This window comes from Bradyrhizobium ottawaense (assembly GCF_900099825.1).
Taxonomy (GTDB): Bacteria; Pseudomonadota; Alphaproteobacteria; order Rhizobiales; family Xanthobacteraceae; genus Bradyrhizobium; species Bradyrhizobium ottawaense_A.
The window spans coordinates 4026268-4039342 of sequence record NZ_LT629693.1; the positions used below are offsets into that span (position 1 = coordinate 4026268).

12 protein-coding genes are annotated in these 13075 nt (G+C 63.1%); 3 read left to right on the forward strand and 9 right to left on the reverse strand.

Annotated features, from left to right (window positions below; genetic code table 11):
• Positions 1 to 8 precede the first annotated feature (8 nt).
• The 6 genes from gyrB to rpsT form a co-directional block, all read right to left on the reverse strand.
• Positions 9 to 2444, reverse strand: coding sequence for a DNA topoisomerase (ATP-hydrolyzing) subunit B (gyrB, locus tag BLR13_RS18800; RefSeq protein WP_074820691.1), 2436 nt, complete (start codon positions 2442 to 2444; stop codon positions 9 to 11).
• 194 nt (positions 2445 to 2638) lie between these two features.
• Positions 2639 to 3778: a DNA replication/repair protein RecF gene (gene recF, locus BLR13_RS18805; protein WP_074820689.1), complete on the reverse strand. Its 1140-nt coding sequence runs from the start codon at positions 3776 to 3778 to the stop codon at positions 2639 to 2641.
• Positions 3779 to 3823: 45 nt separating this feature from the next.
• Complete coding sequence (locus tag BLR13_RS18810) at positions 3824 to 4111, reverse strand: GIY-YIG nuclease family protein (RefSeq protein ID WP_074820687.1); 288 nt, start codon at positions 4109 to 4111, stop codon at positions 3824 to 3826.
• A 44-nt stretch (positions 4112 to 4155) separates the two neighbouring features.
• A complete protein-coding gene (dnaN, locus tag BLR13_RS18815) occupies positions 4156 to 5274 on the reverse strand; it encodes a DNA polymerase III subunit beta (protein ID WP_074820686.1) in 1119 nt (372 codons plus the stop codon).
• Positions 5275 to 5575: 301 nt separating this feature from the next.
• On the reverse strand, positions 5576 to 7006 hold the full coding sequence (gene dnaA, locus BLR13_RS18820; RefSeq protein WP_074820684.1) for a chromosomal replication initiator protein DnaA: 1431 nt from the start codon (positions 7004 to 7006) through the stop codon (positions 5576 to 5578).
• Positions 7007 to 8278: 1272 nt separating this feature from the next.
• Complete coding sequence (gene rpsT / locus BLR13_RS18825) at positions 8279 to 8545, reverse strand: 30S ribosomal protein S20 (protein ID WP_027538164.1); 267 nt, start codon at positions 8543 to 8545, stop codon at positions 8279 to 8281.
• Between the two features lie 386 nt (positions 8546 to 8931).
• On the opposite strand from rpsT, the gene BLR13_RS18830 reads away from it, so the two are divergent.
• The 3 genes from BLR13_RS18830 to BLR13_RS18840 all read left to right on the forward strand — a co-directional run bounded on the left by BLR13_RS18830 (position 8932) and on the right by BLR13_RS18840 (position 10912).
• A complete protein-coding gene (locus BLR13_RS18830) occupies positions 8932 to 9249 on the forward strand; it encodes a hypothetical protein (RefSeq protein WP_074820682.1) in 318 nt (105 codons plus the stop codon).
• 116 nt (positions 9250 to 9365) lie between these two features.
• Positions 9366 to 10022, forward strand: coding sequence for a peptide-methionine (S)-S-oxide reductase MsrA (gene msrA / locus BLR13_RS18835; protein WP_074820681.1), 657 nt, complete (start codon positions 9366 to 9368; stop codon positions 10020 to 10022).
• A gap of 173 nt (positions 10023 to 10195) precedes the next feature.
• Positions 10196 to 10912 carry a polysaccharide biosynthesis/export family protein gene (locus BLR13_RS18840; protein WP_079586159.1) on the forward strand — a complete coding sequence of 239 codons (717 nt, stop codon included), beginning with the start codon at positions 10196 to 10198 and terminating at the stop codon, positions 10910 to 10912.
• Between the two features lie 103 nt (positions 10913 to 11015).
• Here BLR13_RS18840 and BLR13_RS18845 read toward each other — a convergent pair whose 3' ends face one another.
• From BLR13_RS18845 to BLR13_RS18855, 3 genes are all read right to left on the reverse strand, one after another.
• On the reverse strand, positions 11016 to 11687 hold the full coding sequence (locus tag BLR13_RS18845) for a dienelactone hydrolase family protein (protein WP_074820678.1): 672 nt from the start codon (positions 11685 to 11687) through the stop codon (positions 11016 to 11018).
• 62 nt (positions 11688 to 11749) lie between these two features.
• On the reverse strand, positions 11750 to 12097 hold the full coding sequence (locus BLR13_RS18850) for a hypothetical protein (RefSeq protein WP_074820676.1): 348 nt from the start codon (positions 12095 to 12097) through the stop codon (positions 11750 to 11752).
• Entirely contained in the window at positions 12094 to 12882 is a 789-nt protein-coding gene (locus BLR13_RS18855) for an alpha/beta fold hydrolase (protein ID WP_074820674.1), read from the reverse strand. Before BLR13_RS18855 ends, BLR13_RS18850 begins: the two co-directional genes overlap by 4 nt.
• Between the last annotated feature and the right edge of the window lie 193 nt (positions 12883 to 13075).

The window sequence follows — 13075 nt, forward strand, 5'->3', positions numbered from 1 at the left end:
TCGGTGCCTCACACGTCGACGGTGGCGCTGAGCGAATTTTCCTGGATGAAGTCGCGTCGCGGCTCGACCACGTCACCCATCAGCTTGGTGAAGATGTCGTCGGCCTCGTCGACCTCCTTGATCTTGACCTGCAGCAGCGAGCGCTCGTTGGTGTCGAGCGTGGTGGTCCAGAGCTGTTCCGGGTTCATCTCGCCGAGGCCTTTGTAGCGCTGCAGCGTCACGCCCTTGCGCGCGGCGTCGGTCACCGCCTCAAACAGGCTGACCGGGCCATAAATGGCGATCTCCGCGTCTTTGCGGCGCAGAATTCCGGTCCGCGGATAAACGTCTTGCAGCGTCTTACGGTATTCATGGAGCTTACGCGCGTCGGCCGACCCAAGGAACGCATCGTCGATAAGGGCGACATCCTTGACCCCACGCACTGTGCGTTCGAATGCGAAGCCTTGCCCTTCCACGAACTGTCCTGTCCAGCCTCGTTCAACTTCATCGGCTTGGCTGTCCAATCGCGTCGCCATGTACCGCGCGGCGGCACCGGCCTTTTCCGGATCGCTGTAAATTTCCTTGCCAAACATCCCAGCGATAGCGGCCTGTTCGACCACCTTGCGATTATAACGGCTGTGCAGATTGTTCAGGATGCCACGGATGATGCGCGCATCTTCCACCAGCGACCGGAGGTCCTGGCCGGCGCGTTCCGAGCCGGTCGCCGGCCTGAAAACACAGTCGTCGAGGCCGGTCGCGATCAGGTAGTCCTCCAGCGCGCGCTCGTCCTTCAGGTACTGCTCGGACTTGCCGCGGTTGACCTTGTAGAGCGGCGGCTGGGCGATATAGAGGTGGCCGCGATCGATCAGTTCGCGCATCTGCCGGTAGAAGAAGGTCAATAGCAGCGTGCGGATATGGGCGCCGTCGACGTCGGCGTCCGTCATCACGATGATCTTGTGGTAGCGCAGCTTGTCAGCGGAGAAGTCGTCGCTGATGCCGGTACCGAGCGCCGTGATCAGCGTGCCGATCTGCTCGCTGGAGAGCATCTTGTCGGTGCGGACGCGCTCGACATTGAGGATCTTGCCGCGCAACGGCAGCACCGCCTGGAATTCGCGGTTGCGGCCCTGCTTGGCGCTGCCGCCTGCCGAGTCGCCCTCGACGATGAACAGCTCGGATTTGGCGGGATCCTTTTCCTGGCAGTCGGCGAGCTTGCCGGGCAGCGAGGTAATGCCGAGCGGGCTCTTGCGCGTCAGTTCGCGCGCCTTGCGGGCGGCTTCGCGCGCGGCGGCGGCCTGGATCACCTTGCCGACGATGACCTTGGCCTCAGACGGATGTTCCTCGAACCACGCCGCCAGCGCCTCGTTGAGGACGTTCTCGACCACCGGGCGGACTTCCGAGGAAACCAGCTTGTCTTTGGTCTGCGACGAGAATTTCGGATCCGGCACCTTCACCGAAAGCACGGCGGTGAGGCCTTCGCGGCAATCGTCACCGGTCAGCGCGATCTTTTCCTTCTTGGCATTGGCCTCGGCATAGCCGTTGACCTGGCGGGTCAGCGCGCCGCGGAAGCCGGCGAGATGGGTGCCGCCGTCACGCTGCGGGATGTTGTTGGTGAAGCACAGCACGTTCTCATGGTAGCTGTCGTTCCACCACAAAGCGGCTTCGACGCCGATGTCGTTCAGCTCCGCACGGACCATGATCGGCGCGGGCACGATCGCCTTCTTGTTGCGGTCGAGATATTTGACGAATTCCTCGACGCCGCCGACATAGAGCATCTCTTCGCGCTTCTCGACCGCGTGACGCATGTCGGACAGCAGGATCTTGACGCCGGAATTCAGGAAGGCAAGCTCACGCAGGCGATGCTCCAGCGTCGCGAAATCATATTCGACGTTGGTGAAGGTCTCGGTGGAGGCAAGGAAGGTCACCTCGGTGCCGCGCTTGCCGTTGGCGTCGCCGACCTCGACCAGCGGAGCGACCGCATCGCCATGGGCGAACTGGATGTAGTGCTCCTTGCCGTCACGCCAGACCCGCAGTTCCAGTCTGCTCGACAGCGCGTTGACGACGGAGACGCCGACGCCGTGCAGGCCGCCGGAAACCTTGTAGGAGTTCTGGTCGAATTTTCCGCCCGCATGCAACTGGGTCATGATGACCTCGGCTGCGGAAATGCCTTCGCCCTTGTGAATACCGACGGGAATGCCGCGGCCGTCGTCGCGCACGGTCACCGAGTTGTCGGCGTTGAGGATCACTTCGACGGCGCTGGCGTGGCCGGCGAGGGCTTCGTCGATGGCGTTGTCGACGACTTCGTAGACCATGTGATGCAGGCCGGAACCGTCATCGGTGTCGCCGATATACATGCCCGGTCGCTTGCGCACGGCGTCGAGACCCTTCAGCACCCGGATCGATTCCGCGCCGTACTCAACGGGAATGGGATGCTCAGTGTCGGCAGGGGTCTGCCGGGCAGGTTCTGTCATGTGAGGCCTTCGAGGGTATCCCGAATCAGCTGCGCAAGATGAGGCGCTGACGGGTCTATTTGTGCCATGAAAGGAGCATTGCGCCTAGCCCAAAGTCTCCATCCACAAGTCTTTGAATAAATAAGACTATTTTGCTGTTTTTCAAGGCGCCAAAAGGCCGATTCTGAGAGCTCCGAAAAGCCCGATTCGCGCGCTCACGCGCGGCGGCTGACCTGGCCCGATTCCACGTCGAAAATCTCGCCGGAGGCGCCGATGTCGGCAAAGGCCGCGGGGTCGGCGCCGGTCATCCAGACCTGCGCGCCGAGTTTTGTGAGCTCGTCGAACAGTGCCCTGCGCCGGTTCGGGTCGAGATGCGCCACCACTTCGTCGAGCAGCAGCAGCGGCACGATGCCGGTCATCTCGGCGACCAGCGTGGCATGGGCCAGCACCAGCCCGATCAGGAGCGCCTTCTGTTCGCCGGTCGAGGCATCGCGGGCCGGCATGTTCTTGGGCGCGTAGACCACTTCGAGATCGGTGAGGTGCGGGCCGTCCAGCGTGCGTCCGGCGGCGGCGTCGCGGGCGCGTCCGGCGCGCAAAATCTCGCGGTAACGATCCTCCACCGCGGTGGCGGGCTCGTTGACCAGTGCATTTTCCATCCAGCCGTCGAGCATGATCTGCGCCGACGGAAAGGCGGAATCCTTGCCGCGCTCGCGCAGCATCGCCGCGAGTTTCGTCACGGTCTGGCCGCGGGTGGCGGCGACCGCGACCGCAAGCTCGGCGGTTTCGCGTTCGATCGCGTCGCACCAGTGGTCGTCGTAATTGCGGACCTCGAGCAGCCGGTTGCGCGAACGCAGCGAGCGCTCCAGCGCCGACACCCGGCTGGAATGCTCAGAGTCGATCGCCAGCACCAGCCGGTCGAAGAAGCGCCGCCGCTCGGAAGCGGCCCCCATGAACAGCCCGTCCATCGCGGGCGTCAGCCAGACCATGCGCAGGTGATCGCCGAAGGCGGTCGCCGAACCCACCGGCTCGCGGTCGATGCGGCAGCGCCGGCTGGTGGAGGCCGCTTCCGCGGCCGGCGAATCGATCCCGGTGCCGAGCGTGGCGAGCCCGAGCGCGCCCTCGACCTCGGCGGATACCGCCCAGGAGCCGTCGCCCTGGTTGTCGGCGACATCCTCCAGCGTTGCACGCCGCAAGCCGCGGCCCGGCGACAGAAACGAGATCGCCTCCAGGCAATTGGTCTTGCCGGCGCCGTTCGGCCCCACCAGCGCCACGACGTCGCCCCGCGCCTGCACGCTCGCCGCCCGATAATTGCGGAAATGCGTCAGCGTCAGCTTGTGAATGCGGGAGGGGGTCATGTCACGTGTCATTGCCGGGCTTGACCCGGCAATCCATCGTCCGCGTTAGCGGACAATTTCTTCGTATAAATCTCGCCAATCGGGATTGCCCGCGACGATCAAATCGATTTTCCACTCGCGCGACCAATGCTTGATGTTTTTCTCGCGTTGAAGGGCGACGGCAATCGATTCGTGCGCTTCGAAATATACCAGCGTCTTGATGCCATATCGCTCGGTAAAGCCGTCTGCCAGACCTTCCCGGTGTTCGTAGACGCGCCGAACCAGATTGTTCGTGACACCGATATACAGCGTCCCGCCGGGCTTACTGGCAAGAATGTAGACCCAATAGCTCATTTGATTGGATGGATTGCCGGGTCAAGCCCGGCAATGACAGAAGATCACACCCGCATCGGCATCAGCACGTAGAGCGCGCCCTTGTTTTCCTTGTCCTGCACCAGCGTCGGCGAGCCGGGGTCGGCGAGGCGGAGCACGGCGACTTCGCCTTCGATCTGGGCGGCGATGTCGAGCAGGTAGCGCGAGTTGAAGCCGATATCGAGCGCGTCGGAGGCGTATTCGACCTCGAGCTCTTCGGTGGCGCTGCCGGAATCCGGGTTGGTCACCGACAGCACCAGCTTGCCGGGCGAAAGTGCCAGCTTCACGGCGCGGCCGCGTTCGCTCGAAATCGTCGAGACGCGGTCGACCGCGGCTTCGAAATCCTTCTTGTCGACGATCAGTTCCTTGTCGTTGTTCTGCGGAATGACGCGGCCGTAGTCCGGGAAAGTGCCGTCGATCAGCTTCGAGGTCAGCACCACATTGCCGATGGTGAAGCGGATCTTGCCCTGCGACAGTTCGATGGTGACTTCGGCCTCGTTGTCCTCGATCAGCCGCTGCACCTCGCCGACGGTCTTGCGCGGCACGATCACGCCGGGCATGCCGGTCGCGCCCTTGGGCAGCACCAGATCGATCTGCGCCAGACGGTGTCCGTCGGTCGCGACGCCGCGAAGCGTCGCCGCCTTGGCGCTGCCGGCGGCATGCAGATAGATGCCGTTGAGATAATAGCGGGTCTCTTCGGTGGAGATCGCAAATTGCGTGCGGTCGATCAGCCGCTTGACGTCGCTGGCTGCCAGCGCGAACGAATGCGTCATGTCGCCGGCGGCGAGATCCGGAAAGTCGCTCTCGGGCAGGGTCTGCAACGTGAAGCGCGAGCGGCCGGCCTTGATCGCCAGCACCGAACGATCGCCGTCGGCTTCCAGCACGATCTGGGCGCCGTCCGGCAGTTTGCGGACGATGTCGTAGAACATGTGCGCCGGCACCGTGGTCGAGCCGCCGGTCGCGGTCTCCGCCGCCAGCGTCTCGGTCACCTCGAGGTCGAGGTCGGTCGCCTTCAGCGACAGCTTGGCGTTTTCGGCGCGGATCAGCACGTTGCCGAGGATCGGGATGGTGTTGCGGCGCTCGACCACGCGATGGACGTGGCCCAGCGATTTCAGGAGTTGCGCGCGTTCGACGGTGACCTTCATTGCAATACCCGCCAGATACCTAAGATGGAAAAGCCGGGCGGCCCTCAAGGCACGCCGCGGCGTTGGAATCCCGGAAAACCCGATCCATGTCGGATCCGATCAAGCCTCCGGGGGACCGCAAGGTGGCGCGGATGGCCCGCCGGTGCAAGGGAGACGGAGCCCCGTTCCCCACTTTTGGGGCGGAAAACCGGCAAGGAAAACCTGCCCCGCCCCTGCCCAACTCGGCTTTACCCGAGTTGGGCAGCATAATTATCGAAGTCGGATAAATCCGACTTCGATGGGGCCGGGGCCGGAGAAGAATTCATTCCTGCAGTTGCCGCTTCAGCGACTCGACCTCTTCGGACAGCGACACATCCTTGGAAACCAAGGCCTCGATCTTGCGCACGGCGTGCAGCACCGTGGTGTGGTCGCGGCCGCCGAACCGGCGTCCGATTTCGGGCAGCGAGCGCAGTGTCAGGGTCTTGGCCAGATACATCGCGACCTGACGCGGCCGCACCACGTTCGCGGTCCGCCGGGAGGACAGCAGGTCCGAGCGGCTCACATTGTATTGCCGGGCCACCACCCGCTGGATGTCCTCGATCTTGATCCGCTTCGGCTCCTGCGGACGGACCAGGTCGCGGACCTCGCGCTCGGCCATTTCCAGGGTCACCGGCGTGGCGTTGAGCTTGGAATGGGCGAGCAGGCGGTTGATGGCGCCTTCGAGGTCGCGGCCATTATGGGTGATGGTGCGGGCGAGATAATCCAGCACCGCTTCCGGCACGTCGAAGCTCGCATGATGGGCGCGCGCCGCCGCGACGCGCGACTTCAGGATTCCGAGCCGCAGCTCTTCGCCGAGCGATCCCATCTCCACGACTAGGCCGCCGGCGAGCCGCGAGCGGACGCGGTCGTCGAGGCTTTCGAGGTCGGACGGCGGCCGGTCGGCGGCGATCACGACCTGGCGGCCGGCATCGATCAGCGCATTCAGCGTGTGGCAGAACTCGGCCTGGGTCGACTTGCCCTGCAGGAACTGCAGGTCGTCGATGACGAGCACGTCGATGCCGCGCAGTGCCTCCTTGAACGCCAGCGCTGTCTGGGTTTTGAGCGCAGCGACGAAGCCATACATGAACTTCTCGGCGGTGAGATACAGCACCTTGCGCTCGCTGCCGGAGTTGCCGGCCCAGGTCACGGCCTGCAGCAGATGGGTTTTGCCGAGGCCGACGCCGGCGTGAATGTAGAGCGGGTTGAACATCACGGCATCGCCGCGGCGCCCTTCGGCGACTTGGCGCGCCGCCGCATGGGCCAGCGTGTTGGAGCGGCCGATCACAAAACTTGCAAAGGTCAGGCGCGGATCGAGCGGCGAGCCGCCGAGCGCATCATGGCTGGCGGACACCGGCGCGGTCGCGGTCGAACGCAATTCCGGCGCAGGACGGCCGTCGGCGCGCTCGACGCGGCGCTGGTCGGATGGCGCGGGAGCCTCCTTGACGGGGGTCGCGCAGCGCATCGCGGTGCGCACGGTGAGATCGATCCGATGTACTTCCGGCATCTCGGCCTGCCAGCAGGTCAGCACGCGATCGGCGTAATGCGCCTGAATCCAGCTCTTCAGGAACCGGGTCGGAACCGACAGATGGACGCTTTCATCCTGCACCGCTTCCAGGTCCATGCGCGCAAACCAGCTCGTATAGACGTCCTCGCCGACACTCGTCCGCAGCCGTCCCTTCACGCGCGTCCAGCGATCCTGTTCCATATTTGTCATTTGCTTGAGAACTTTTCTGAAAGAGTAAAATGGTAATTGCCAAAACGCCTTGCAGGTTCCTTGCAGGGTTCCTGCCAGACATGACCTCAAGCGGGGCTGTCTCCGGACATAGATCGAGCGCTCGGCGAAATCGCCGTCGCTCAGATTTCAAGCTGGAGAAGAAGCGTCCGCTGGGTCAGCGCGTACTCGACGGTCTTTCCGGAGTTCGCGCCGGGGGCTGATTGAAAACGATGTTAGAGGATTCTGAAACGGTCTCGTTCGAAATGAGAATTTCGACTGCTGTGATGATTCCGTAAAGCATATTGCCTCCCCCTCTCGCCGCGAGAGCGCGCGACGAGTTACCAGATCGAAAGTGTTTTCAAAGTCAGTCTGCCGCCACCGAACATTCATGTCCGACGCTGCCGCCGCCGCGTAACCTCAGTCTGTCGTCTTCAACACGTTCACGAGCTACGCGTTCCCAGTCGTACCTGTTGCCGGCAGTGGCGCCATCGAGTGCCATCTTCAGAGTGGCTTATCTCTCTTGTCCGGAGCGCGCGAACCGCGCGCGCTACGCTCGAGAAATCTAGACACAGAACTGCCGTCCTCATATTGCTATGAGTTACCAACTTAGCACCGCTTGGAAAGCGTCGCTAACGCGCACACCGCCGCCGATTTGCACGTCCGCTCTTGGGTCCCAAACCGCGCTGGTCAGGAGAGCCTTGAGCGTCGCGAACGAGTAAGGAATACACCAAGCACGATTTCTGACAATCCGTGATTCGACGTTGTCGCTCGACTCTTCGCCAGTGTTGCAACGCTGCAATTGCGAGCTTCCACACCAAGTTTTTGAATCAGCGCACAGAATCGCTCATCGTCAGTCATCGTGACAATTTTCGCTGCACCCGCAAAAAATTTTAAGAAACCGTTACAATCGTGGTTACCGGGAGCGGTTTTCAAAACGCTTGAAGCTGCTATGTGGATAAGTGACTAGCGAGACGAAGTTTTTTGCGATTGTTTTTCAGGGTAACCCCTACCGCGCGTTGTTGGCCTGCAGGCAGCGAGCGCTGATCAATTGCGGCAACGGCGCGCGTAATTTTTTTGCATGTGCGCACAGCACAGCCGGTGCAGAAGATGCACCTCGTAGAAATACGGGAGCGAGAGAAATATGACACGCCACCCACGGCGCGGCAACGGAACAGTCTCTTGAAAAAAAGAAAAGCCCGGCGAAGCCGGGCTTTGACGAATGTCTATTTCTGTCAGTTTACTACGCGAGCCTGGCGATAACCTCGCCGGCGATCACTTCGCCAGCTTGGCGATCTGGTGCGTCAGGCGCGACACCTTCCGGCTGGCATTGTTCTTGTGAATGATGTTGCGCTGCGCGGCCTGCATCAGTTCCGGCTCGGCATGCTTCATGGCCTTCAGTGCTGCATCGCGGTCGCCGCTCTTGATCGCTTCCTCGACGGTGCGCACCGCGCCACGCATCTGGGTACGGCGCGACTTGTTGATGATGGTGCGGCGGGCAATCTTGCGGGTCGCCTTTTTTGCGGAGGTGGTATTGGCCATGTTCTCAACTATCCTTCGGCTGTCATCGCTCGGGTGGTCGGGCTGGAGCGCGCCGGCCGTTCAAATGGTGTGATCGACGTTGTGTTTGTTCAGGGCGTATTTGCAGCGTGTTCTTGAAGATCTGTGCGTTCTTGAGGATGCCATGCGCGGGAGCCAAAATGCTTCCCGACCGGCGCTGCTCAAAGAACAGCGGCGGCGGGATTGCGCCCGCCGCCATTGGGGGTCTTATAGAGGGCGCGTCCTGCACCGTCAACGGTTTCCGGGTTTCCCAAGCGAGCGGAAATCCGGCCGGAAACGGGGCATAAGATGCTGATGAGGTTGAATTTCTCAGGTTGTCCCGGTATTGGGCTGCAAGCCTTCCCGGCGCGACAGATATAAGGTGACGCATGATCCGCGGTTTCTTCCGGCTTATCGGCCTGCTGCTTCTGGCCGGCGGATTCATCTTCATGGTCTATGACGGGGCCCGCTTTGTGGCCGACCAGACCCTGCGTTTCACCCGGTTTGGCCAGTTCTGGAACGATATTCACCAGTCCAGCCAGCAGGCGTTCCGGACCTGGGTGGAGGGCCACGCGCCCTGGCTCTGGAACAGCGTCGTCAAGGTTCTGCTGGACCAGCCGGTTTTCGCCGTGCTGGGCGTGGTTGGTATCCTGCTGATGATCCTGTTCCGGCCCCGCAAGCCGTTGATCGGCTATTCGCGGGACTGACCGGACGTCACCAGTCTCGGGTAACGTGGCTGCCGCAACAGGCGTAAACACCTGTATAGAAGTCAGCCGGCCGGCGCGGTCGCCGCGTCCGCCGATGTCCCGCCTGGAGGTACTCCATGTTGTTCATGCGCAAGACCACCGCGTTGCCGAGCGCCGCCGAGGCGCTGCCGGGCCGGGCCGCACCGATCGCGACCGCCACCACCCACTTCGTCAATGGCCGCAGGTTGCAGCCGCCTTATCCCACAGGCCTCGAACAGGCGGTGTTCGGGCTCGGCTGTTTCTGGGGCCCGGAGCGCAAGTTCTGGGAACTCGGGGACGGCATTTATACGACGGCCGTCGGTTATGCCGGCGGTCACACCCCCAATCCGACCTATGAAGAGACGTGCTCGGGCCGCACCGGTCACACCGAAGTGGTGCTGGTCGTGTTCGATCCGAAGAAGATCTCCTACGAGCAGTTGCTGAAGACGTTTTGGGAAAATCACAACCCGACCCAGGGCATGCGCCAGGGCAACGACGTCGGCACCCAGTATCGTTCCGCGATCTACACGCTCAGTGACGCGCAGCGCAAAGCGGCTGACGCGTCGAAGGCGACCTATCAAAAGGCGCTGGCGGCCAAGGGTGTCGGCGCCATCACCACCGAGATCGCACCGTCAGGCGAATTCTATTTTGCCGAGGATTATCATCAGCAATATCTCGCCAAGAATCCGTCGGGCTATTGCGGATTGGGCGGCACCGGCGTGTCGTGCCCGATCGGTGTCGGTGTCACCGCCTGATCATTGCTGCCTGCCTCGCCGCGCAAGCGCGGGGCGAGGGAGTCCAACGCCCCCCGCGCCGCCCGCAAAAACCCTTTGTTAACCATAACCGGTGCAAGACTGGGGCGGTCTCGCTTTGAGGGATGGCTCCGGTGCGGGTTGCGCGCGCGTTTCGATTATCGATCACTGCGACCATGACCGCGCTGGCCCTGTCAGGATGCATGCGCACGGCCGGACCGGTTGCGGTCGCGCCGCAAGGCGATCTCGATTCGATGGCCTATGGCCAGCTGTACGACCCGGCGCCGCAGGCGGTCGCGATGGATTCCGGCGGTGGCGGCATCAGCGCGCTTCGCTCCGCCTTCGCCGCCACTCCGCGCGGCTTTTCGGCGCCTCCGCCCGCCCAAGTCGCCTATGTCGAGCCGATGCCGGTGGCCGCGCCGGCGCGATACGACGCGGTCTATCATCTCGATGCCGGCGATAAGCTGCGCGTCATGGTCTACGGACAGGAAGGCCTCACCAATACCTACGCGATCGACGCCGGCGGCTCGATCACGATGCCGCTGATCGGCTCGGTGCCGGCGCGTGGCCGCACCACGGCGGGACTGGCGTCGGAGATATCGGCCAAGCTGCGCCGCGGCTTCATCCGCGATCCCTCGGTCGCCGTCGAAATCGAATCCTACCGGCCGTTCTTCATCCTCGGCGAGGTGGCAGCTCCCGGGCAATATCCCTACGTGCCGAACATGACGGTCGAGAGCGCGGTGGCGATCGCCGGCGGCTTCTCGCCGCGCGCCCGCCGCGACAGCGTCACGGTGACCCACTCCGATGCATCGGGAACCGGTCGCTTCGTGGTGCCGCCCGGCACCTCGATCAGCCCCGGCGATACCGTGCTCGTCGGCGAGCGCTGGTTCTAGATTCTACGACGCTGTCATTCCGGAGCGATGCGCAGCATCGAATCCGGAATCTCGAGATTCCGGGTCTGGTCCTGCGGACCATCCCGGAATGACGACTACGTCGTCACTTCAAATGCTTCGCAAAGAATTCCAGACTGCGCGGCCAGGCGATGTCGGTGCTGGTCTTGTCGTAGCTCGCCCGTTCGTCGCAGTGAAAGCCGTGCTGCGCGCCGGGATAGATGAAGACCTCGACATCGGGCCGCTTGGTCTTGATGGTCTCGACATCGGTCAAGGGAATGCCGGCATCCTTCTCGCCGAAATGCAGTTGGGTCGGGACCTTCGGCTTGTCATCGGCGAAGCGAACGACGGCGCCGCCGTAATAGCCGACGGCGGCCGACAGGCCCGAAAGCTTGGTGGCCGCGACAAAGGCGATGCTGCCGCCGAGGCAGAAGCCGACGATGCCGACCGGCCCTATGCCCTTGACCGCGTCAATAGCCGCCTGGGTGTCGAGCAGCATGGCGGCCCAGTCCGGATTGGCGACGAACTTGCGCGCGTTCGCGACTTCGTCCGGCGTATAGCCGCTGGTGAAGTTCGGCTCGATGCGGTCGAAGATCGACGGCGCGATGGCGACATAGCCGGCGGCAGCCAGGCGATCGCACACCGAGCGGATGTGGTGATTGACGCCGAAAATCTCCTGGATTACCACGATGGCCGCCTTCGGCGCGCCTGCGGGGTCGGCGCGGTAGCCGCCCAGTTCAAATCCGTCCGAAGCCTTCAGCCTGATATCCTGTCCCACGGTTCATCCATTTGCGTTTGAGTTGCACGAAGTCGATTGCGTGTGAGGCTTTGGGGGCGGGGCTACTGCCACATCCAGTTATGACCCCAGTCGCCCTTCCAGCCGGCGAGCCTGCCTTTGCGGAATTGCAGGTAGAGCCGGTCCTTCTTGTAGAACAATCCGCTGCCGCCGATATTGCGGAACGTCAGGTAGATTTCCTCGCCCCGGCGGCCGCTGACGTAATTGAGCGGGGTGCCGAGCGCGCGGGCCGCGGTTTCCTCGTCCATGCCGAATGCCAATGGCGTGTTGTTCGACAGCGTCGCGATGAAGGGCGGCGGGTAGGGGCCACCGACCGGCGGCAATTGTTGCGCGAAAGCGGGCGCAGAGAGGCCTGAGATCAGCAACACGGCTGCGGCGGCAAACGCTCTCATGATGCGGCCTTTTCGGCGAGCTTGGCGTCGAGCCCGTCGAGGAACGGCAGCACCGCCTCGATGAAGGCCTGCGGCTGGTCGATGTTGACGGCGTGGCCGGCGGCCGGGACCACCACTTTCTGCGCGCCGGGAATCTTCGCCGCCATGTAGTCGGAGGCGGCAAGGAACGGCGTGTCGTCGGCGCCGACCACAACCAGCGACGGCACCTTGATATCCGGCAGCGATTCGATCACGCGGGCATCGCGCTGGGTCAGCATGCCGCGCGCGGCATGCGCGAGGCCGGATGCGTCGCGATGGGTGACGCTGGAACGTTCGCGGCTGGCGGATTTCAGAACCTCGAGGCCTTCCCGATCAAAACGGTCGCCGGTGTCACGGGCGCGCTTGTTCCAGACCTCGCGGGCGTCGTCCTTCTTGAAGCCGGGGCCGGTGTCGATGATCAAGAGCGCGCGCGCGCGATCGGGATGGGCGCGGTAGAACGCCAGCGACATGTAGCCGCCAAGCGAAAGCCCGCCGACGATAGCTTTTTCGGCGCCGACCTGGTCGAGCAGGGCGGCGATGTCGCCGACCGTCAGCGCTTCGCTATAGGCTGCGGGATCGCTGGGGTAATCCGACTGGCCGTGGCCGCGCATGTCCCACAACACGAGTTTGTGATGTTTCGACAAGGCCTCGATCTGGCCCTGCCACATCGCGGAGGTCGACGAATAACCATGCGTCAGCAACAGCGGCGGGCCGGAGCCGTGCACCTCGTAATAGATGTCGACCCCGTCACGGTTGAGCTTCGGCATTGCGCGTTCCCACGAATTTTTTCCGGATAATTCTGGCCATAATTCCGGCCTGCCACCATCCTAGCGCGATCCATTCGCCGTTGGGAAATGCAGAAACGGAAGACGATGCCTGCGCCGGCGGATTTGATTGACAAGCCCGTAACCAAATCTTGCCGCAGCGCACAACTCAAAATCTCAAAATTATATTCTCTTC

Bases quoted from the DNA above. Each gene is read 5' to 3' on its own strand.
- gyrB (WP_074820691.1), bottom strand. From the start codon at position 2,444: ATGACAGAACCTGCCCGGCAGACCCCTGCCGACACTGAGCATCCCATT.
- recF (WP_074820689.1), bottom strand. From the start codon at position 3,778: ATGACCCCCTCCCGCATTCACAAGCTGACGCTGACGCATTTCCGCAAT.
- BLR13_RS18810 (WP_074820687.1), bottom strand. From the start codon at position 4,111: ATGAGCTATTGGGTCTACATTCTTGCCAGTAAGCCCGGCGGGACGCTG.
- dnaN (WP_074820686.1), bottom strand. From the start codon at position 5,274: ATGAAGGTCACCGTCGAACGCGCGCAACTCCTGAAATCGCTGGGCCAC.
- dnaA (WP_074820684.1), bottom strand. From the start codon at position 7,006: ATGACAAATATGGAACAGGATCGCTGGACGCGCGTGAAGGGACGGCTG.
- rpsT (WP_027538164.1), bottom strand. From the start codon at position 8,545: ATGGCCAATACCACCTCCGCAAAAAAGGCGACCCGCAAGATTGCCCGC.
- BLR13_RS18830 (WP_074820682.1), top strand. From the start codon at position 8,932: ATGATCCGCGGTTTCTTCCGGCTTATCGGCCTGCTGCTTCTGGCCGGC.
- msrA (WP_074820681.1), top strand. From the start codon at position 9,366: ATGTTGTTCATGCGCAAGACCACCGCGTTGCCGAGCGCCGCCGAGGCG.
- BLR13_RS18840 (WP_079586159.1), top strand. From the start codon at position 10,196: ATGACCGCGCTGGCCCTGTCAGGATGCATGCGCACGGCCGGACCGGTT.
- BLR13_RS18850 (WP_074820676.1), bottom strand. From the start codon at position 12,097: ATGAGAGCGTTTGCCGCCGCAGCCGTGTTGCTGATCTCAGGCCTCTCT.
- BLR13_RS18855 (WP_074820674.1), bottom strand. From the start codon at position 12,882: ATGCCGAAGCTCAACCGTGACGGGGTCGACATCTATTACGAGGTGCAC.